A 21,063-nucleotide genomic window follows, 5' to 3' on the forward strand; every position below is an offset into this window, starting at 1 on the left:
GACGTTGAAAATTAAGAAAGTACTTGTGTCGCAGCCGAAACCGGCATCAGAGAAATCTCCTTACTACGACATCGCCGAGAAGTATGGTGTGAAAATAGATTTTCGCCCATTTATCAAAGTGGAGAGCCTTTCAGCGAAAGAGTTCAGACAACAGAAAATTTCGGTCTTGGATCATACTGCCGTTATTTTTACTTCGCGTCATGCTATTGATCATTTCTTCCACTTGTGTACAGAATTGCGTGTGACAATTCCCGAAACAATGAAGTATTTCTGCGTGACGGAGGCCGTTGCTCTGTATATCCAAAAGTATGTGCAGTATCGTAAGCGTAAGATTTTCTTCGGAAACACCGGGAAGATTGACGATTTGATACCTTCCATTGTTAAGCATAAGACTGAAAAGTACTTGGTACCAATGTCGGATGTACACAATGATGACGTGAAGAATCTGCTGGATAAGAATAAGATTCAGCACACGGAAGCTGTCATGTACCGTACTGTCAGCAATGACTTTGCTGCAGATGAGGCTTTTGATTATGACATGCTGGTGTTCTTCAGTCCGGCAGGCATCAGTGCCTTGAAGAAGAATTTCCCTGATTTTGACCAGAAGGAAATCAAGATCGGAACATTCGGCTCTACCACTGCCCAGGCAGTCCGTGATGCCGGGCTTCGTCTTGACCTGGAAGCTCCCAGCGTGCAGGCACCCTCAATGACGGCGGCGCTTGACATGTTTATCAAGGAAAATAATAAAGGAAAGTAAAAAGAGTTATGAGTTATAAGTTATGAGTGATTTGCTTATAGCTTGTAGGCATAACAATGGATTTATAAAATTGAGCTACAAGTGGTTGTGCTTTTATGTCGCCAGGTACTTGTAGCTCGTTTTTGTATCGCCCCATAACTTATCACTCATAACTCATCACTCATAACTTATAACTCATCACCCCATGCCAAATACCTTGCGTAAGTCCGAACGGTTGGACAAGAAGAAAGTGATAGAGAAGATGTTTGCGGGCGGCTCACGCTCGTTTTCGGTTTTCCCTTTGCGTGTGGTGTATCTGCCGGTGGAGGAGCTGGAGGCACCCGTTTCCATTCTTGTAAGTGTTTCGAAACGCCGTTTCAAGCGGGCGGTGAAGCGCAACCGCGTGAAACGCCAGATACGTGAAGCCTACCGCATGAACAAACACGGACTGCTGGCCGTGCTGACGGAAAAAAAGTGCCGTCTGGCCGTGGCCTTCATCTATCTTTCGGACCAGTTGGTAGACTCTTCTGTCATTGAGGACCGTATGAAGACAGCTTTGGCACGCATTGCCGAGAAGGTAGCGGCAAATGCTGAAACCGAGCAAACTCCGCAGGTGTCATGAAGCGTCTGCTTTCATATCTGCTGCTGCTTCCCATCTATTTCTATCAGAAGTGCATATCGCCCATGATAGGGCCTTCATGCCGTTTTACCCCCACTTGTTCGCAATATGCGGTGGAGGCCATCAAGAAACACGGACCTTTCAAGGGGTTTTGTCTGGCAGTCAGGCGCATTCTGCGCTGCCATCCCTGGGGAGGTTCCGGATATGATCCCGTTCCATGAATATTCCAGTTGACATACATACACACCGGCTTCCGCAAGTACCCGGAACTGCCATTGCAAATTGCTATCCCGAAACGTTCTCTCCACAGAGCGGCGGATGGTATTCGGTGGGGATACATCCCTGGCATATAGGTCGGAGTGGAGGTGAACACTCAGGAGTTGAAGGTGCTGTGGCTAGCAGGGTGTGCGGCCTGGAGGAGTTAGTGCGCCATCCCCAAGTACTTGCCGTGGGCGAAGCCGGGCTGGACAAGCTGGCAGATGCTCCGATGGATTTGCAGGTGGAAGTGTTCAGGTGCCAGGCATGTTTGGCAGAGGAAGTGGGAAAGCCGCTGGTGATTCATCTGGTGAAGGCGGTTGATGAACTGCTGAAGGTGAAGCGGGACTTGCGCCCGTCGAATCCGTGGATAATACATGGTTTCCGTGGCAAGGCGGCGCTGGCGGAGGAATATCTGAAACATGGCTTTTACCTTTCATTCGGGGAGAAATACCAGGAAGCAGCCTTGTGCCGGGTACCTGCCGACCGGCTGTTCATCGAAACGGATGAAAGCGAAGTTTCCATCGGGGAATTGTATGCACGCGCTGCCGAAGTGCGCGGCATCTCTCCCGAGGAGCTTGGAGAAACACTCCGGAGAAATGTCTGCAAAGTCTTTTTTAAACCCTAAGAGTTGTTTCTTCGAATAAAGAGTCGTATTTTTGCGCAGATTAAAATAGGAATCAAACAATTCATAGATAATCACTTAAATAATTAATCAGATAACTTAATCATTCGATGAATTTTGTAGAAGAATTAAGATGGCGTGGCATGCTCCACGATATGATGCCGGGTACGGAAGAACTTCTGGCTAAGGAACAAGTGACTGCATACATTGGTTTCGACCCTACTGCGGACTCTTTGCACATCGGGCACCTTTGCAGTGTGATGATTTTGCGTCACTTCCAGCGTTGCGGACACAAGCCGTTGGCACTGATTGGCGGTGCTACGGGTATGATTGGTGACCCTTCCGGAAAGTCTGCCGAACGCAATCTGCTTACGGAAGAGACGTTGCAGCGCAACCTGGCCGGTATGAAGGCCCAGCTCTCCAAGTTCCTGGATTTTGATTCGGATGCCCCCAACCGTGCCGAGTTGGTGAACAACTACGATTGGATGAAGAACTTCACTTTCCTCGATTTTGCCCGTGAAGTGGGTAAGCACATCACCGTGAACTATATGATGGCGAAAGATTCTGTAAAGAAGCGTCTGAACGGTGAGGCACGTGACGGTCTTTCCTTCACGGAATTCACCTACCAGCTGTTGCAGGGGTACGACTTCCTTCATCTGTATGAAACCAAAGGCTGCAAGCTCCAGATGGGTGGCAGCGACCAGTGGGGTAACATCACCACCGGTGCCGAACTGATTCGCCGTACGAACGGTGGGGAGGTATTTGCACTGACCAGCCCGCTGATTACGAAGGCCGACGGTGGCAAGTTCGGCAAGACAGAGTCCGGAAACATCTGGCTCGACCCGCGCTACACTTCTCCATATAAGTTCTACCAGTTCTGGCTGAACGTGAGCGACGAGGATGCCAAACGCTACATAAAGATATTCACTGCACTGTCCAAGGAGGAGATTGACGCTCTGACGGCCGAGCACGAGGCTGCTCCCCATTTGCGCGTCCTTCAGAAGTGCCTGGCCAAGGAAGTGACTATCATGGTTCATTCCGAAGAGGACTATAACGCTGCTGTGGATGCATCCAACATCTTGTTTGGCAATGCAACTTCTGATGCACTGAAGAAGTTGGACGAAAATACGCTGCTGGCTGTGTTCGAGGGTGTTCCCCAGTTCGAAATATCCCGTGATGCACTGGCTGCCGGTGTGAAGGCGGTGGATTTGTTCGTGGATAATGCTGCTGTATTCGCTTCCAAGGGCGAGATGCGTAAGCTGGTGCAAGGCGGTGGCGTTTCTCTGAATAAGGAGAAACTGGCTGCTTTCGACCAGGTGATTACGACAGCCGACCTGCTGGACGAAAAATACCTGCTGGTACAGCGCGGCAAGAAGAATTACTATCTGATTATCGCCAAATAGCGGTATCCTAAAGAGAAGTAATTAAGGAAATAATGCTTCGGCAGTAAAAATAGCCCCGAAATATTTGGATATTTCGGGGCTTCCTTTTATCTTTGCACCGCTTTTTAACAGAAAGCCCTATGTTTGGACTATGGTGTAATGGTAGCACAACAGGTTTTGGTTCTGTTTGTCCAGGTTCGAATCCTGGTAGTCCAACTACGATACAGCTAATTGCAGCTAAAAACCCACTAAAATCGCAAGTTTTAGTGGTTTTTTTTGTTATTCTTTCCCCCTCTTGTTGGCACTATAGGTATAGATTTTTTCTTTTTACGAATCTTTGAACGATATTGCTATATAATTGACACAAATTTATACGGTTTCTCCATTTTCTTTTGTTACATTTGCATCGTGTACGCAAACGATGTGTATTTGATGGCTGAAGTTATAACCTATTAAATGTAGTGCAATCATGAAAACGAACTATGAAATTCGCTATGCTGAGCATCCCGATGATGTGAAAAGCTACGATACGAAAAGCATTCGCTGCGATTTCCTTATAGGGAAGGCATTCTCCCAAAATAAAGTTTCCATTGAGTATAAACTACTTGCAAATCGTACATAAATAGAATATCACTTATTTAAACTTAATAATTTAACGTTATGAATCCGTATTTGAATTTTTCTTTGGAAGGTAAAGTAGCCCTTGTTACAGGTGCTTCTTATGGTATCGGTTTTGCTATCGCTTCAGCTTTTGCAGAGCAAGGAGCAACTATCTGTTTCAACGATATCAACCAGGAGTTGGTAGACAAAGGCTTGGCTGCCTATACTGAAAAGGGTATCAAGGCACGCGGTTATGTATGTGATGTGACAGATGAACCTGCTGTTCAGGCCATGGTAGCCCAGATTGAAAAGGAAGTAGGCTCTGTTGATATCCTCGTAAACAATGCCGGCATCATCCGCCGTGTTCCTATGCACGAGATGGAGGCTGCTGACTTCCGTCGTGTAATCGATATCGACCTCAATGCTCCGTTCATCGTATCAAAGGCTGTTCTGCCTGCCATGATGAAGAAGGGCCACGGTAAAATTATCAATATCTGCTCTATGATGTCCGAACTGGGGCGTGAGACTGTGTCGGCCTATGCCGCTGCCAAGGGTGGCTTGAAGATGCTGACTCGCAACATCTGCTCTGAATATGGTGAATATAACATCCAATGTAACGGTATCGGTCCGGGTTACATCGCTACCCCGCAGACTGCTCCGCTGCGTGAAAAGCAGGCCGACGGTAGCCGTCACCCGTTCGACTCGTTCATCTGCGCCAAGACTCCGGCAGGCCGCTGGCTGGCTCCGGAAGAACTTACCGGTCCGGCAGTGTTCCTGGCATCGGAAGCCTCTAATGCGGTAAACGGTCACATCCTCTATGTAGACGGAGGTATCTTGGCTTATATCGGAAAGCAACCGAAATAAATTTAAGGATAATTGAGAAGGTGATAAAGTGGCAGGATAATGTCACTTGTCACCTTTTTCTTTTGGGCGCGGATTACGCGGATTTCGCGGAAAGGATAAGGAAAATCCGTATAATCCGCGCCTAAAAGAAAGTTATACAACTGATTAGGAAAAAGCAATGATTATATGAGAAACTTTCTTTTATTATGTATGGCGGCCCTCTGCTGTCTTGCTTGCAACGATAGCAAGATAGTGACTGTTACGGTAACCAATCCGTTAGCGATGGACCGTTCCGATGAGATGGTAGAGGTGTCCATGACCGAAATCTCAAACCTTCTGAATCTGGCAGACACCGCACAGATTGTGGTTCTGAATGTCGAAGGGGAGCAGGTGCCTTACCAAGTGACCTACGATGACAAATTAATCTTCCCTGCGACGGTAGCTGCCAATGCATCGGCTGCATATACCGTCCAGGCCGGTACTCCCGTCGATGTGGAGGTAAGGGCTTGTGGGCGGCAGTATCCCGAACGTCTGGACGACATGGCCTGGGAGAACGACTTGGTAGGCTTCCGTGCCTACGGTCCTGCATTGCAGGCAAGGGGTGAACGCGGTTTCGGCTACGACTTGTTCACGAAGCGAGGCACTGCTGCACCGGTACTGGAAGACATGTATGCCAAGGAACTGGATGCAGACTCCTGGAAGCAGGTTAATGAATTGCGCAAGACAGACCCGAAGGCAGCCGATGAGCTGGTACGCACATTCTCCTATCATATAGACCACGGTTATGGCATGGACTGCTATGCAGTAGGCCCAACATTGGGAGCCGGAGTGTCTGCATTGATGGTGAATGATACCATTATCTATCCGTGGTGCTACAAGACGCAGGAGGTGCTGGACAACGGTCCGTTGCGCTTCACGGTGAAGCTGGAGTTCAATCCGTTGGCTGTGAAAGGGGATACTGCGGTGGTGGAAACGCGTCTGATTACGCTGGATGCCGGTTCTCATCTGAACCGTACTGCCGTTTCGTATAGCAATCTAAAGGAATCTTTGCCCATTGTTACCGGTATTGTGCTGCACGAACCGGACGGTGCTGTGGTGGCTGATGCCGCCGGTGGCTATATGACGTATGTAGACCCCACTACCGGACCGGATAATGGCAAGATATTTATGGGGGCCGCTTTCCCTGCCGTTGTGAAGGAAGCCAAAACCGTGCTTTTCCCCATAGAGGAGAAGAAGATGCGTAACAATGCGGACGGTCATGTACTGGTTGTCAGCGACTATGAGCCGGGCGCTGACTACGTGTATTACTGGGGCTTTGCCTGGGACCGCGCGGACATCAAGACTGCTGAAGCCTGGAACCGATACATGGCTGATTTTGCACAGAAGGTGCGCAATCCGATGACGGTGAGTATCCGCTAAGTTGATTTTCTTCCTTTTCAGACGGAGAAGCTTGAGAAGCTGGAGGCTTGTAACTGTCCGGGCGAATGACAAGTGTTCTCAGAATAAGCTCTTCCCCTTGTAGACAAGTTCTGCAACGTTTTTGGCCTCCAGTTTTTCCATCAGGCGCTTCCGGTAAGTCTGTATTGTATTGATGCTGAGAAATAGTAATTGGGATATTTCAGAAGTGCTCAGTCCTTGCGAGAGATAGGCGAGCACTTCTTTTTCACGTCTCGACAATTCGGGAAGTGCATGTGGTAGGGTGTTTTGTTTTTCCTTGTCCAGTTCGCTGAAAACATTGCTGAAGTATCTGGTTCCGTTTTTCAGTGTACTGATGGCGTCTCTCAATTCGCTGGTGCTGGCATTTTTTGAAACAGCTCCGTTGATGTTTAGGGTGGATAATTTGGCTATGATCCAAGGTTCTTCATGCATGGTATAGATTAAAATGCCGCATTTGGGTATCTGGCTGTGAAGGTGGGATATGAGTTGGAATCCATTCATATCCGGTAGTTCAAGGTCAATGATGCAAAGGTCGAATCTCTCTTTGAGGGTCAGTTGTTCCACGTCTTTTGCACAAGTGGCTCCTTTGCACGTCACTCCTTCGAGTTGCGAGGCCAATGCGATGATGCCTTCAGCAACAATCGGGTGGTCATCTATTACCAGTATTCTGTATGTTTCTTTGTTTGGTTTCATTCGTTTATGTTAAGCAGTAGGGTGAAAACGTTGTTTTCTGTTGACGAGCATACATTGGCGGTAGCGTTGATGGCTCTGATACGGTCGTTTACGGTGCGCAATCCTATGCCGTCATTGTTGTTTGTTGCTGTTTGTTGCTTGTTTGCATTCTTACCGTTGTCTGTAATTTGCAGGGTATATTTATTTTCATTGTCGGCACGGAGACTGATGACTATATGACTGGCTGAGGCATGTTTCACGATGTTCATGGTGAGCTCTTGTACGATGCGGTACAGCTCATAAGCGGTTTCATTGGGAAGATGGCGTGATGCGTTGTTCTCCGTTGGATGATAGCTGACCTCTATGCCGGTGTTCTCGGTCAGTTTGGCAGCATAACGGTCGAGTATCTGGTCTAGACTGAGATGCTCGAATTCGGGAGGCATCAGTTCGTGTGAGATATTCCGCACGTTGTTTCTCAGTTTGCTGACGAGTGAGGCAGTTCCTGCTCATTCCCTTTGCTGGCAGAAGTTTCTATCTTCATTTGCAGCCCCAGCAGGTCGTTGGCTATGCCGTCATGCAGTTCCTTGGCAAAATATTTGCATTCCTCTTCCAACCCTTCAATGTAACGGCGTGCCGAGTTCAGTTCGTTTTCTTGCTTTAGCAGTTCAATCTTCTTTTCGGCTATTCGTTTCTTGTGGCGGAGCGTCAACAAAGTAATGAGAGCAAGACCGGACAGAAGGGCTACAGCAATGGAGGCTTTTAGCAGGAAGGCTTGGTGTTCCAGTTGTTCTTGTTGCAGGTGGGCTATCTCCAATTCCTTTTCTTGTGTGTGATATTTCACGTTGAATTCTGCCATTTGTTGCGTCAGATTGTGCTGTGCCAGCGTATCAGTCCACATGCGGGCACTATCCATATAGGTGTAGGCCAGTTTGGGGTTTCCCAAGGCATCGTAGCATCGTGCCATTTGTGTAAATAATGTTTTGGGCTCGGTACCGGTTTTCCGGTTACGCAGCCAGTGGAAGTCCTTCAAGGCGCGGGCATAGTTTTTGCGGTTTGTTTCGGTGGCTGCCCTCGATTGTATGAATCCTATGGCAGCGATGGAGTTGGATGGTACCCGTTGTAGTAGTTTGTTCCCCAATTTCAAGTAGTGGTCTATGGAATCGGGTTGTTCTTTTCGTTCAAAGAGTCTCAGCATGCCGGGCAGGCAGCGTATCTTCCATAAGTCTTCGTTTCCCTCTCCGTGGCAGGCAATGTTCCAGGCTTTGCGGTTGGATTTTTCAGCATCATCCAGCTTGTTCAGCTCAGCCTTTATGGTTGCCCTGATTTGCCAGGTGGTGAAAGCTACGAATGGGTCTTCGGTTCTGGCGGCATGTTCGGTGGCCATGTCGGTATACTTTTCAGCTTCGTCCAGCTGCCTGATATTGAAGTATAGGATGGACACATTGTTGCAGATGTGGGCTATCCAGCTTTCGTCCCCATATTGCAAGGCACTGTCCAGTGCTTTATTGTAATAGTAGAGTGTAGAGTCATTCATTTGGTGCTGACGGTAGAGGAGGCCCAAATCGTTGTATACGCTGATGTGCTTTTCCAAATCATCTATCTGCGGCAGGTAGGGGAGCACATTTTTTTTCATGGCAAAGGCTTCTTCTGTCTTTCCCACATAGATCAGTAGTGTGGCTTGTTCGTTCAGCAAGATGGGATACATGAAGGAGTGCTTTACGTTCCGGGTGGCAAAGGCGCTGTCGAAGCTACGTTGCGCTTCATCGTAGTGTCCTTCTTCCATGAGATTGGCTGCCCGGTTGTAGAAGTGTGCCAACAGAGTGTCTGTTGGTATTTCTCCGGCGTGAAGCAGGATAGTGGTTAAAGAAAAGAGGAGTGATAATAGCTTAGTATGGCGTACCCTCATATCGGTATATTTTAGTGGAATTCAATCTGTGCTTAGTTGTTGCAAATATACGTCTTATTCATTTTGCTTTTTATTGGAGATGCTGAATTTTTTCTGTATGTGGCTGAAAAATCACCTTTTTCAGTGACAAGGAGTGAAAGGAAAAGTTTATTACTTTGCAAAAAATATTAAGCTTTGTCTGGGAATGATAAATGGCCAAAAGTATCTGTCCGGGTTTGAATGGCAGAGTCTTGTTGTCGTGAGATACGGACGGCATTCCTTATACTTTTGTTATTATGGATTTTCCTTAGAGGGATGGGGATAAAACAAGATTTGTAACTTATGAAAATGTTTAAAATGATGGCTGCCTCCATGTTGGGTGTGGCGTTGTGCTTGGGATTCACTGCTTGCAGTGACGATGACGAAAATGAGAATGGTGAGGGTGGCGAAAACACCGCCACTGTGGTCAATCCTTCGCAAGTGTTTACGGGAGGGCTTCCGAAGTCGGTTTCGGGCATGGCGATTTCTCACAATGAAGAAGGGCTGGTGACGAACATTACAACTGAGGATGGGGATAAAGCCGTCTTTGAGTACTTTCCCGCTACTACAAAGGCAGATGTTGCAAAGGACCGAGCAAGAATCACCGTGACGGATGAAGAGGGCGATGTTACAGAACTGAACTTGCAGCTCAACAGCGATGGTTATGTGGAATTTTGCAACTCAATAGACCACGCTGGTACTCCCGATGCCGATGAGTTTACTTGGGAGATGGAATACGACACTGAAGGCCATCTGGTTGTAATGAAACGCTCTGAAAGCGATGGTGAAATAACGAACATCACCTATAAGGATGGAGATGTGGTGAAGACTTCCACACGTTATGTAGCTAGTGGGGATCTCAATGGTGACGGAATTATCGACAGCAATGACGAGTGGGAGTATAGTGCTGCCATAGACTATACGACGGATAATATAACAGCTCCTATCGAGAATAAGGGCTGCCTGATGTTGTTTGATGAAATACTGGATGTGGATATGGACGAGATGATATATGCCTATTATGGAGGCATGCTTGGTAAGGCTACGAAACATCTGCCGCTTGTAGGGCATTATACATACAATGGCGAGGACTCTGTGTCCGATATGTATTTTACATGGACATTGAATTCCGACAGTTATCCTACGGAACTGGTTGTAAAAGACCAGTGGGATGAATACAGATGTACATTTACTTGGTAATTATAAAACATCTGTTTATTCTTGTGGAACAGGACATGAGCCTATAAAATGTAAGGGGTTGCCTTTTGCCGAGACAACCCCTTCTTATTTTATGTGGAATTTATTGTGACAGCAGATGTTGGTAACTTTCTGCTGTTTCAAGTTTATAATACTTTGAATTCATATCCCTCTTCCTTCAGGAAGTCAATGGCGCGCGGCAATGCGTACTGCAGGTTTCCGTTGCACCAGGATTTCAAGGAATCGTGGAAGGTGATGATGGAGCCGTTGCGGGCGTAGCGCATCACGTTGGCTAGCACTTGCGGACCGCGCAGCTTCTTGCTGTAGTCGCGGGTCACGAGGTCCCACATCACAATCTTGTAGGTTCGTTTCAGCGTGAGATACTGGTTGGCGAACATATGGCCGTGGGGAGGGCGGAACAAGAGAGGGTAGAGAACCTTCTCCACATTGCAATTGATGTCCCCACCCATTTCCATGAAAATCTTCGCCTGTTCGGTATTTCCCAGATAATTCTTGGCCGTGTATTCAAATCCACGGATATGGTTGAAGGTGTGGTTACCGATGCGGTGCCCACGCTCAACGACCATCCGGAATTCGTCCGGATGCTTCCGTATGTTGTCACCTACCATGAAGAAGGTGGCTTTGATGTTGTGCTTATCCAGCAGGTCGAGCACCCAGGGAGTTACTTCGGGGATAGGGCCATCGTCGAAAGTCAGATAAACGGCTTTTTCATTGGGGTCCATCCTCCAGACTGCACCGGGATATAGTTTGCGAAAAAACTCAGGAGGTTGTTCTATAAACACGTGATTAAGGATTAAGGGATTAGGGATTTTAAGGATTAGGGGTTAAGGATTAGGGGTTAATGATTAGTGATGAACTGCACAGGCTAATCCCTAATCCTTTAATCCCTAATCCTTATTCTCACTCCTTCATTCTGTCCACATACATATTATACAGTTCTTCCACCTTCGGCTCGTAGATTTCGGCGAGCTTGGAGTTGTACTTCTTCATGGCCTTCACCTCGGCATCGAGTACAGCCCAGTGGTATTCAAATTCACGGGTAGAAATCATGAAGCGGTTGTCGTCCAGGCTCAGATACCAGGTCAGGTACTCTACAGCCTTGTCAGCAAGGGCTTTCATCATCTCGTCCGCCTTGGCGGTTTCGCCCAGTTGGTAGTAGGCTTCCGCCATCTGTACGGCACCGTTCTGCCAGTCGTAAGGCACGTTGTAGGCGGGAATCATCTTTTCGGCATAGTCCAGGGCGGCTTTTGCCTTGTCTTTCTTGCCCTCACGCATCAGCTGCTGCACGAGTTGGGAGAAGATGCGACGGTGAGAGTGACACATGCGCATGGCGTTCTCGTCGATATAGATGCCCGGCTTGTCGATGCCACCGAACTTGAACTTGTTCATCAGGTTGTCGTACATCTTTTCGGAGTCTATTGTCACGCCCGTCTTACTGGTGTCGAACGGAGTGAAACGATAGGCAAGACCTTCCTGAACGAAGTGGTTTTCCATATTCAGCTGGTTCTCCCTGCCTACGCTGACAGCGATATAGATGGGGCGTTCCCAGTTGGCCTCGCTCAGCATTTCGAGCATCATCAACTCGCTCTTGTAGAGGGCGCGTTTGCCTTTCAGCGAAATGTGCATGTAGTCGGGGATTGAGTCGCCCGGTATCATCATGCCGCTGCGGCGCACGGCTTCCTTGTCTACCTTGATGACGATGCTGTCGGTAGGAATCACCTTCAAGTCCTGATTCTTGTTGCGCACCCAGTTCTTGAGGATATTCTTTAGCTCATACGGGTTGTCACCGAATTCTTTCTTTACATTGACTAGTGCTTCGGGATTACCGTCCAGTGCCTGCTTCTCGGCTTCGGCATAGAGCTGGTCGATGCTTTTCTTGTACTCAGGCTGGATGGGGACGTATTCGTTGGTGCCTTCTACGTACTCCATACGGTCCCAGGTGATGGGGAGAGAAGGACTGTCGTAGGCGGGGCGCTTCATCTGGTCGATGTACCAATCGGTCTGCAGGTACGAGAGGTTGCAGGTACGGGCGTCGGTACGGAAACCTTCGGTCTCCTGGTTGTACCAGAGGGGGAAGGTATCGTTGTCACCATTGGTATAGATAATCGGGTTGCCACTTTCTTGCAAGGACATCAGGTAGTTCTGGCCGAAGTCGCGTGCCATGTAGCGGTCGCTGCGGTCGTGGTCGTCCCAAGTCTGGCTTGCCATCTGCACGGGGACAAAGAGGCAGGCTACGGAAACGATGGCGGCAGCAGGCAGTTCCTTCATCTTGGCATAGTCTTGAAGCAGACGGACGAGTCCTGCCACACCCATACCAATCCAGATGGCGAAGGCGTAGAACGAACCGGCGTAGGCATAGTCACGTTCGCGCGGTTGGCTCGGAGTCTGGTTCAGGTAGAGCACGATGGCAATACCGGTCATGAAGAAGAGGAAGAAGACCACCCAGAATTGCTGGATGCCTTTCTGCCCACGGTAGGCTTGCCATAGCAGGCCGATGATACCCAGCAGCAGGGGTAGGCAGTAGAATACGTTGTGTCCCTTGTTGTCTTTCAGTTCCTGAGGCAAGAGGCTCTGGTCGCCCACCAGCCAGTTGTCGATGAACGGGATACCGGTAATCCAGTTGCCGTGTTCAATTTCTCCGCTGCCTTGTATGTCGTTCTGGCGTCCGGCGAAGTTCCACATGAAGTAGCGCCAGTACATCCAGTTGAGCTGGTAGGAGAAGAAGAACTTGATGTTTTCCCACTGTGTGGGCATGTTTACCATAATCATGTTGCCGCATTTGTCATAGGGCACATCGTAACCCTTGATGTCCTGCCAGGCATGGTATTGTTGTGTATGGGCACTGCTGTACATACGCGGGAACAGCATGTTCTGGGCGTATTCGTACTCAATGCGTCCGGGGATTTCGATGTACGAATCCTTTTCGTCGGGCGTAGCTTTCTCCTTGCGGATGAACTTCGTGCCGTTGTACTTGATGCGCGGTTCGCAGTAACCGTCTTTCACGTCCAGTGCCACTTGCGAGGAGAAGGCAGGGCCATAGAACAGCGGGCGTGTGCCATACTGCTCGCGTCCCAGGTATTCGCCCAGTGTGAAGATGTCTTCCGGAGAGTTCTGGTCCATCGGCGTGTTGGCGGTGGAGCGGATGACGATAAGTGCATACGAGGAATATCCGATGACAATCATCATGGTGCAGAGCAGCGAGGTGTTCAGCGTGCGTGCCGATACGCGGAATTTCTCTTTGACGGCTGCCTGCGTCTTCGGACGGAGGTAGAGCCACAATGCGGCAATGACAATGACACCGATAACTACCGAGCTGGTACCGTGTCCGTAGAACGGGATACCCAGCATGGCGATGGTGAGTATGAACGAGAGTGCCATACGTGCCTTGTTGCGTTCGGTATAGCTTTCGTAGATACCCCAGATGAGGCAGGCTGCCAACAGGATGATATATACGATGACACCCGTGTTGAAGGACATGCCCAGCGTGTTGACGAAGAGCAGTTCGAACCAGCCGCCCACTTTCACGATACCCGGCACGATGCCGTAGAGTACGGCTGCTACCAGTATGCCCGAAGCGAGCAATGCCAGCAGGGAGCCTCGGGCATTGGCGTTGGGTACTTTCTTGTAGTAGTATACCAGTACGATGGCGGGCAGGCAGAGCAGGTTCAGCAAGTGCACGCCGATACTCAGACCGGTCAGGTAGGCAATGAGAATCAGCCAGCGATCACTGTGAGGCTCGTTGGCAACGTCCTCCCATTTCAGTATGAGCCAGAATACGACGGCAGTGAACAGTGAGGAGAAGGCATACACCTCGCCTTCCACAGCGCTGAACCAGAAGGTATCGCTGAACGTGTAGGCAAGTGCGCCCACCAGACCGCTACCCATGATGGTAACCATCTGGCCGCGTGTGATATTGTTTTCGTCTGTCACCACAAGTTTGCGTACCAGGTGCGTGATGCTCCAGAAAAGGAACAGGATACATGCGCCGCTCATCAGCGCGCTCATGTAGTTCACCATCTTGGCCACGGTGGAGGCATCGGAAGCAAATTGTGAGAATAGGTTGGCTACCAGCATGAAGAACGGTGCGCCGGGCGGGTGTCCTACTTCCAGCTTATAGCCGGTGGTGATGAACTCCGGGCAGTCCCAAAAGCTTGCAGTAGGTTCGATGGTCATGCAGTAGACCGTCGCTGCAATAAGGAAGGTAATCCAGCCTACAAGGTTGTTTACGGTTTTGTACTGTTTCATTCAGATGAAATTCGTTATTATTCAGTTTTGTTTTTTACAAGCTGTTTTGCCATCGCTTAGTCAACGTATTGGCATATATGGGCGCAAATATAATGATTTCGCTTCTAAATAGGTGACAATAAGCAGCATTATTAGGATAGGTTAAGGGATTTGCTGCATCTATAGATGCAGCACGGTGGAAGTATAGATGCAACGCGGTGGATATATAGATGCAACAATGATGATTCTATAGAGGGAATATCCGGCCGATAAAAGGGGATGCGGAAAGGAAGTATCTTCCTTGCTTGTTTAGATGAATCTTTCGTTTATAACCGAAAATCTAGCCTTTTTCATAAACTTTTTAGGTTATGGACGAAAGAATTGATGGACATATTCGTTTATAACCGAAAATTATGAGAAGCTGGTTGTTTCGCTTGATGATTTCTGTCTGCCGCCCAATGAAGGAATACGGCATGTGCGGACGTGGGAACTGCATGGGTTGTTGTAAAAGATACTGAAAGACAGAAATATCCCTATAACATTGACAAAAAGTAATGCTTTTCCCGGTTTTCCTGCCGCACTTGGTTTTATAGAAGAACGAATTTGGGATACATTGTGGATATTCGGTTCATAAAGATGCGTTCTTTTTGCATATTCTTCCGCTTTTATAGGGTTTCTATGCAGAAATTGGCTACACCTTTAAGCTAAAAAGAGTATACCATTTTACTAAAAGGGGAGTTACGTTTTAGTAAAATGGTAACTTTGTTTTAGTAAAACGTTCTTTTGCTTTTGCCTTTTCGGTGTATTCGGGCTTTCGGAGAGGTGATTTCGATTTATTGGAAGGGCGTGTGTTTCGGTACAATGCTTATAGCCTGATGTTTACGGATTTCCGCTCTCGTATTTCTTGCTGTGTGGGTAATGGGGCGGAAATACGGGATTCTCGTGCGATAGAAAATACAAAGTGTCAGAATGACAAAATCATATTTATCTTCTGTAGGCATCAGCCTTAAAAATACTTTCCAATCTTTTTCTTGTTTTCACTCTTTATCGTTAAATTTGCCATCGAAGCAAGGAAGTGTCCTTAGTTTCAATATTTTTGTGAAATGATATTGTAAGAAGCGTTGTGCTTCATTCTTGTCTTTGAGAACCTGAGAAATTTTCATCGAGTGAACAAGAATGGCATGGACTGCTCCTGCGCTGGTTTCGGCGTGGGTCTGCTGTCTGTTCATTTGTTTACTCGGGTTTTCTCAGGACCTTCAAAGACGATGAATAGCACGCAGTTCCACGCTGTCTTTTTTTAATATCCTCGGAGGAACGCGAGGCTAATACTATTTGGTTATGATTCTATTTAGAGCGAATTCTACAAGTTCCATTTATGTACGTTTGTTGTTCTCAATGGTAGCCTTGTGTCTATTAATTACTTTTGGCAGTTGTTCGGATGATGATGCTCCGGCAGAGATTACTCCTAATCCTGATAGTGAAATTTACTTTACCGGAAGCTTGGATTTCACTTCGGATAGTGGCGAAGCGATTCTTTCTTTTACAACCAATAAAGATTGGTCGATAGATGTTTCACAGTCAGGCGGTGATGTCAGTTGGTGTACGGTGTTCCCCAATAAAGGGAAAGCCGGGGAAAGCCAAGTATCGGTTAGAGTGGCAAGAAATGAAGGAGTTGATGACCGTAATGTGGTATTGAACTTGACAGCTGGTGACTTGACTAAGAGTATCGTAGTAACGCAGAAACAGAAAGATGCTATTACTCTGACTACTGCAAAGTTTGAAGTAGATAAGAATGGAGGAGAAATTCAGGTAGAGGTAAAAGCAAATGTTTCCTATGAAGTTGTTATTCCTGAGCAATACCAGAGTTGGATACGTGAAGGTTCTGGCTCCGGGCAAATAATTATGGGCGATAAAGGGCATAATCAAATGCACGAACCTGCCACAAGAACTGACATGGATAGAACCGTGCGGAAGTTTTACATCAGCAAGAGCGAGGAATATGATAAACGCGAAGGAGAAATCATTTTCCGAAGCGGTGAATTGGAGGAAGTCTTGAAGGTATATCAGACAGGAGGAGGCATTTTATTGTTGACTAAGAATGAATATACCGTTTCTGATAAAGGAGAACAAATTGTCGTAGAACTGAACAGCAATTTTGACTTTGATGTGAAAATGCCGCAGGTAGATTGGATTACCACAACCGCAACGAGAAGTGTTTCCAGCCATACGCTTTATTATACGATTGCTCCTAATGGAACTTATGGTAAGAGGGAGGCTGAAATTATCTATTATGATAGGAATGATAAATCTGTGGCAGATACGTTGAAGATTATCCAGGTGCAGAAAGATGCGATAATGCTGTCGCAGAAAGAATATTCAGTAGGAATGGAAGGTGGCACTATTCGGATAGAAATAAAAGCCAATGTTGCCTATGAAACTTTTATTCCTGAACAATATCGGGGTTGGATTCATAAAGGAACTTCTACTCGTGGGCTTTCTACCTCTAATCTTTCGTTCATTATTGATAAAAATAACGAGTACAATAAACGTGAAGGAGAAATCATTTTTCAAAATGGTAAACAGAAAGAGGTTTTAAAAGTATGTCAAGCTGAAAGGGCTTTTTTGAATTTGATTAAAAATGAATATACAATATCTGATGAAGGCGGACGAATTGCAGTAGAGCTAAATAGTAACTTTGACTTTGATGTGAGAATGCCACAAGTGGATTGGATTACTGTAACCACAACAAGAAGCGTTTCCACCCATACACTTTATTATATGATTGCCCCAAATGAAGCTTATAATAAAAGAGAGGCTAAAATCATCTATTGTATTTAGAAGCGTAGAACAACCAAAAATAACCAGAAACATCCAAGCGTAAATCTTTATCTATCAGTATATTCTAAAAATTAACACTTTTCGGCTGCTTTTTGATGCTTCCCAAATTTCCACATATTTTTGAGACGTATTTCTGACGTGGAGAATTTGCGGAGCTTGTTTTTTGTCACATCGTGCAGACAGTTTACAAGGGTTTACAACCGTTTACGACAAGCGACAGCAACCGCTCCTACTTGCAGCGATGGTAACACCGTGTAGAAAGGCGACAACGATTGACTACTGTTTACCTCCGTTCACCGTTTCAGAGATACACGATTGAAGGAATGAACCAGTAAACGATAAAGCAGCATGAAAACAACCAGAAAATGCAGTTTTTGCGGCAAGTCATTTGTAACCCGGAGCGGGGTACAGAAATATTGCAGCGAGGCTTGTCAGGCAGAAGCCAAACGAGCCAGAACGGAACAGAAGAACAACCTCTTCAAAACCGCCCGGCCAATCATGGAGATACAGCATCAGGAGTATCTCACCTTTTCCAAAGCAGCCATACTCATGGGTTGTTCCCGACAGTATGTTTACAAACTCGTAGCCCTCGGCAAGCTGAAAGCCTCACGTATCAGCAACCGCATGGCATTCATCCGCAAGGCGGACATCGAGCGGATGCTGGAAGGCAACCCCTACCACCGCATCCTGCCCGGCAGCACTTCCGCACAGAAAAAGTTCACTCCATCGTCTCCACTAGCCAAAAAAGAAAAAAGGGAAAAGGAAACAGACGAAGTGATGGACTTCTATTCGGGCGAGGAGGTAATGTTGCTCTTCAAGGTCAAGCAGTCGTGGCTATACACCACCGCCAAGCGCAACCGCATACCTATCTGCCGCATCGCAGGGAAGAACTATTACAGCAAAAAACACATTGACGAGTTTTTCGGTGTGGCAGTTGATACCAGCAATATCACCGACTGGCTCCTGATTGAAGAAGCGGAAGAACTGTTCGGCATGAAGCCGACCGCACTCCGGGCATACACCCATCGCCACAAGATACCGACCAAAAGAGAATACGGGCGTACCTACTACTCCAAATCCCATCTGAACGAACTCCGCAGGACAGACCTCGTGAACGATGAACGCTACTACACCGTGGAGCAAGTCCGGCAGATTTACGGACTTTCCTCCGCCAACATCTGCCATATCGTCAAGGTGAAACACATCGAAAAGATAAAGGTAGGTGTGAAAAACCTGCTTTTACGCTCTGATGTTGAGCGTGTTATGGCTGAGAGGGAGAAACAACCGTGAGCAACCGACATTGCCGGAAAATTATTTCAAAATGATTGCCGTGGAGGTATTCACGGTTGTTTCACGTTGTTCCTTTGCCACCGTAAACACGGGGAACACCTCCGAAAACGTACAACTTAAAAACATCATCAATATGAGCAAATGCAAGACAGTAACCTTGCGCAAGCGCAAGATTAAGAACGGGACACAGTATTCGCTGTGTCTGGACTATTATCCCGGCTATCGTGACAACGCCACCATGAAAGTGATAACACGTGAAGCACTGGGAATTTACATTTTCGCCAAACCTGCCAACCAGCAGGAGCGTGACTTCAACGCACGCATGATGAAAAAGGCGGAGATACTCCGTAACCGACGTTACGAAGCCATCTTCAACGAGAACAACGGCTTCTTTGACAAAGCCAAGATGAAAGGGGATTTCCTCGCCTACTTCAAGGAACTGGCAGATAGGAAGAATATCAAGTGGCAACACGTCTATAAGCACTTTGAGCGTTTTGTAAACGGCAAATGCACCTTTGAGGAGGTGGACGTGGACTTGTGCCGCAAGTTCATGGAATACCTGCTAAACGCCCCGCAGTCCATACACACCAACCAAAAGCTGCATATCAATTCTGCGGCAGGCTACTGGTCGGCTTTCCGTGCGGTACTTCACACCGCCTACCGGGACAAGAAGATAAAGGAGAACCCTAACGGATTCTTAGACCGCATCGAGTGCATCCCCACCATGAGGGAGCATCTGAGCCAGGAGGAACTGATACGGCTTGCCGAAACGCCATGCGAAGAAGATGTCTTGAAAAGGGCGTTCCTTTTCGCCTGCCTGACCGGACTGCGGAAGAGCGACATTAGGCAGCTCACTTGGCAGCAGATACAACCGTACACCAACGGCAAGATGTTCGTGACCACCCGTATGCAGAAGACGAAGCAGATTGTACACAATCCCATCAGTGATGAAGCCTACGGACTGCTCGGGGAACGGCATGAAGGGCTTATCTTCGAAGGATTCAAGGATAAGATGCTGCAGGGTCCCCTAAAACGTTGGCTGTTGGCGGCAGGCATAACCAAGAAAATAACCTTCCATTGTACCCGGCATTCATTCGGAAGCCTGCACGTGGAAATGGGTACGGACATGGCTGTCATACAAGCCTATATGGGACACAAGAACATTACCACCACACAGATTTATTCCAAGATGGCGGCACAGCAGATGTGCGAGGTCGTGGACAAGATAACCCTGAAACGCAAGGAGGCATAAGGCATCCTCAAAGTCCGGGATATTCAGAGGGAGCGGTTATTGCGTGGAGCTTTAACCGCTCCCTCTGTTTTTTGCCCACCATTCCTTAAAAAGTCCTTAAAGTACGATAATCGGGTGCGATTCCGGACATTTGGTGAAAAACATTGAAAAAGAAACCGCTAACCAAGGATAATGAGCAATAATTGGAAGAAGACTATTAAATTTGCAAAAACAGCAACAAGTAACAACCGAATAAGACAAGAAACATGGAACAGTCCGTAAAAGACAAACATATCATTTTAGGATTTGTCGGCTTTGCCATCCTCCTAATATCTTCCATAGCGACACTGATTGTCGCAGAGAAATTTAATCAGGACAACTTTGTACGCCTGATAGTTTTTGTATGCAGCAACCTCCTTGGCTGGCTGCTCTATCTATCTTTCCAGACAGTCATCTTCGACACATACGAAATCTACAGAATCAAGTTCGGCAAGAAAAAGACACCTGCCGAAATTACAGAAATTCGGGAAGACCAGCCCCAAGATGCACACAAGCCTGTAACCCCGGCATCAATGGCGACAGGTGGGGAAGCAACCCCGGATATAAGACCGACAGAGATTGCCATATCCCCGGAGCTTCACGAGAAAAACCGTGCCGATTACGAGGACAGGGAGCAACGGGAAAATGAAGAGCGCATCGCTATGGTCATGGAATACATCCATTTCATCATGCCCCGTATCGCAGACAAGGAGACAGTGAACCACATCTGTGGCGAGGTCAACAACTGGATGCGGCTTCACAGTTACAAGCCCAAGCCGATAAAAGGACGGCTGACCAAAGACATTTCAAATATTCCGCTCCGCCATTTCGTGTGGAATATCTCCGAGCGTTTCATGTACAAGAAATACTATACGGGGGACAACCGTGCCCGCTTCATCAGCACCCTTTTTCCACGGGAGTTTGCCGATACGGACATAGCGACCATCAAGAACTTCAAGGTAGAGCCGTTAAAGACACTGATTCCCATTGACGAGCCTGAAAACGGCAGACTGGATTTCCATTATCCGGCAGATTATGTACGGGAAAAGTATAACCAGCCTTTCAATAACCAATAATCACGGGTAATCAATAACAGATAACTGTCTGTATCACACCGTTTCCCGAATAAC

At 47.4% G+C, this 21,063-nt stretch carries 18 protein-coding genes, 1 tRNA gene and 1 pseudogene; 14 read left to right on the forward strand and 6 right to left on the reverse strand.

The features are described from left to right. Window positions 1-4: 4 nt before the first annotated feature. The 9 genes and pseudogenes from DXD78_RS14665 (at window position 5) to DXD78_RS14705 (ending at window position 6,479) form a co-directional block, all read left to right on the forward strand. A complete protein-coding gene (locus DXD78_RS14665; protein ID WP_005834069.1) occupies window positions 5-757 on the forward strand; it encodes a uroporphyrinogen-III synthase in 753 nt (250 codons plus the stop codon). 184 nt (window positions 758-941) lie between these two features. Further along, complete coding sequence (gene rnpA / locus DXD78_RS14670) at window positions 942-1,358, forward strand: ribonuclease P protein component (RefSeq protein WP_009037549.1); 417 nt, start codon at window positions 942-944, stop codon at window positions 1,356-1,358. Beyond that, window positions 1,355-1,576, forward strand: a complete 222-nt coding sequence (gene yidD / locus DXD78_RS14675) for a membrane protein insertion efficiency factor YidD (RefSeq protein WP_005831056.1) — start codon at window positions 1,355-1,357, stop codon at window positions 1,574-1,576. Before rnpA ends, yidD begins: the two co-directional genes overlap by 4 nt. Beyond that, complete coding sequence (locus DXD78_RS14680) at window positions 1,573-2,238, forward strand: TatD family hydrolase (RefSeq protein ID WP_009037550.1); 666 nt, start codon at window positions 1,573-1,575, stop codon at window positions 2,236-2,238. The genes yidD and DXD78_RS14680 overlap by 4 nt, the downstream gene beginning before the upstream one ends. A gap of 107 nt (window positions 2,239-2,345) precedes the next feature. Continuing rightward, window positions 2,346-3,638: a tyrosine--tRNA ligase gene (gene tyrS / locus DXD78_RS14685; protein WP_009037551.1), complete on the forward strand. Its 1,293-nt coding sequence runs from the start codon at window positions 2,346-2,348 to the stop codon at window positions 3,636-3,638. A gap of 124 nt (window positions 3,639-3,762) precedes the next feature. Further along, window positions 3,763-3,833 (forward strand) — tRNA-Gln (locus DXD78_RS14690). Between the two features lie 253 nt (window positions 3,834-4,086). Continuing rightward, window positions 4,087-4,221, forward strand: a pseudogene (locus DXD78_RS14695) (5-keto-4-deoxyuronate isomerase); the annotation flags it as partial. 56 nt (window positions 4,222-4,277) lie between these two features. Further along, window positions 4,278-5,081 carry a gluconate 5-dehydrogenase gene (locus DXD78_RS14700; RefSeq protein ID WP_005831048.1) on the forward strand — a complete coding sequence of 268 codons (804 nt, stop codon included), beginning with the start codon at window positions 4,278-4,280 and terminating at the stop codon, window positions 5,079-5,081. 165 nt (window positions 5,082-5,246) lie between these two features. Further along, window positions 5,247-6,479, forward strand: coding sequence for a DUF4861 domain-containing protein (locus tag DXD78_RS14705; RefSeq protein ID WP_005838041.1), 1,233 nt, complete (start codon window positions 5,247-5,249; stop codon window positions 6,477-6,479). A gap of 78 nt (window positions 6,480-6,557) precedes the next feature. On the opposite strand, the gene DXD78_RS14710 is transcribed toward DXD78_RS14705, so the two are convergent. Genes DXD78_RS14710 through DXD78_RS14715 form a run of 3 tightly spaced genes read right to left on the reverse strand, consistent with a single transcriptional unit; the run spans window position 6,558 to window position 9,075 of the window. Beyond that, window positions 6,558-7,190, reverse strand: coding sequence for a response regulator transcription factor (locus DXD78_RS14710; protein ID WP_009037552.1), 633 nt, complete (start codon window positions 7,188-7,190; stop codon window positions 6,558-6,560). Continuing rightward, entirely contained in the window at window positions 7,187-7,636 is a 450-nt protein-coding gene (locus DXD78_RS21370; protein WP_233524367.1) for a sensor histidine kinase, read from the reverse strand. Before DXD78_RS21370 ends, DXD78_RS14710 begins: the two co-directional genes overlap by 4 nt. Before the next feature lie 8 nt (window positions 7,637-7,644). Next, window positions 7,645-9,075 (reverse strand): heat-shock protein Hsp90, encoded by a 1,431-nt coding sequence (locus tag DXD78_RS14715; RefSeq protein ID WP_009037553.1) that lies wholly within the window; start codon window positions 9,073-9,075, stop codon window positions 7,645-7,647. Window positions 9,076-9,396: 321 nt separating this feature from the next. On the opposite strand from DXD78_RS14715, the gene DXD78_RS14725 reads away from it, so the two are divergent. After that, window positions 9,397-10,293, forward strand: coding sequence for a DUF4595 domain-containing protein (locus tag DXD78_RS14725; protein ID WP_005831035.1), 897 nt, complete (start codon window positions 9,397-9,399; stop codon window positions 10,291-10,293). Window positions 10,294-10,436: 143 nt separating this feature from the next. On the opposite strand, the gene DXD78_RS14730 is transcribed toward DXD78_RS14725, so the two are convergent. The 3 genes from DXD78_RS14730 to DXD78_RS14740 form a co-directional block, all read right to left on the reverse strand. After that, a complete protein-coding gene (locus DXD78_RS14730) occupies window positions 10,437-11,093 on the reverse strand; it encodes a polysaccharide deacetylase family protein (RefSeq protein ID WP_005831030.1) in 657 nt (218 codons plus the stop codon). 118 nt (window positions 11,094-11,211) lie between these two features. Next, the gene (locus DXD78_RS14735) at window positions 11,212-14,556 is read right to left on the reverse strand and encodes a DUF2723 domain-containing protein (protein ID WP_005831023.1); all 3,345 of its coding nucleotides are present in this window, start codon (window positions 14,554-14,556) and stop codon (window positions 11,212-11,214) included. 1,016 nt (window positions 14,557-15,572) lie between these two features. Then, window positions 15,573-15,764 (reverse strand): hypothetical protein, encoded by a 192-nt coding sequence (locus DXD78_RS14740; protein ID WP_034529228.1) that lies wholly within the window; start codon window positions 15,762-15,764, stop codon window positions 15,573-15,575. A gap of 109 nt (window positions 15,765-15,873) precedes the next feature. Between DXD78_RS14740 and DXD78_RS14745 the strand changes: the two genes are divergently transcribed. The 4 genes from DXD78_RS14745 to DXD78_RS14760 all read left to right on the forward strand — a co-directional run bounded on the left by DXD78_RS14745 (window position 15,874) and on the right by DXD78_RS14760 (window position 21,009). Then, the gene (locus tag DXD78_RS14745) at window positions 15,874-17,373 is read left to right on the forward strand and encodes a BACON domain-containing protein (protein WP_117652798.1); all 1,500 of its coding nucleotides are present in this window, start codon (window positions 15,874-15,876) and stop codon (window positions 17,371-17,373) included. 348 nt (window positions 17,374-17,721) lie between these two features. After that, entirely contained in the window at window positions 17,722-18,663 is a 942-nt protein-coding gene (locus DXD78_RS14750; RefSeq protein WP_005638542.1) for a helix-turn-helix domain-containing protein, read from the forward strand. A 133-nt stretch (window positions 18,664-18,796) separates the two neighbouring features. Then, a complete protein-coding gene (locus DXD78_RS14755; protein ID WP_032537759.1) occupies window positions 18,797-19,915 on the forward strand; it encodes a site-specific integrase in 1,119 nt (372 codons plus the stop codon). Window positions 19,916-20,160: 245 nt separating this feature from the next. Then, window positions 20,161-21,009, forward strand: coding sequence for a hypothetical protein (locus tag DXD78_RS14760; RefSeq protein ID WP_005638544.1), 849 nt, complete (start codon window positions 20,161-20,163; stop codon window positions 21,007-21,009). The last annotated feature ends 54 nt before the right edge of the window (window positions 21,010-21,063 follow it).

It is taken from the genome of Bacteroides sp. D20 (assembly GCF_003436255.1).
Taxonomy (GTDB): Bacteria; Bacteroidota; Bacteroidia; order Bacteroidales; family Bacteroidaceae; genus Bacteroides; species Bacteroides uniformis.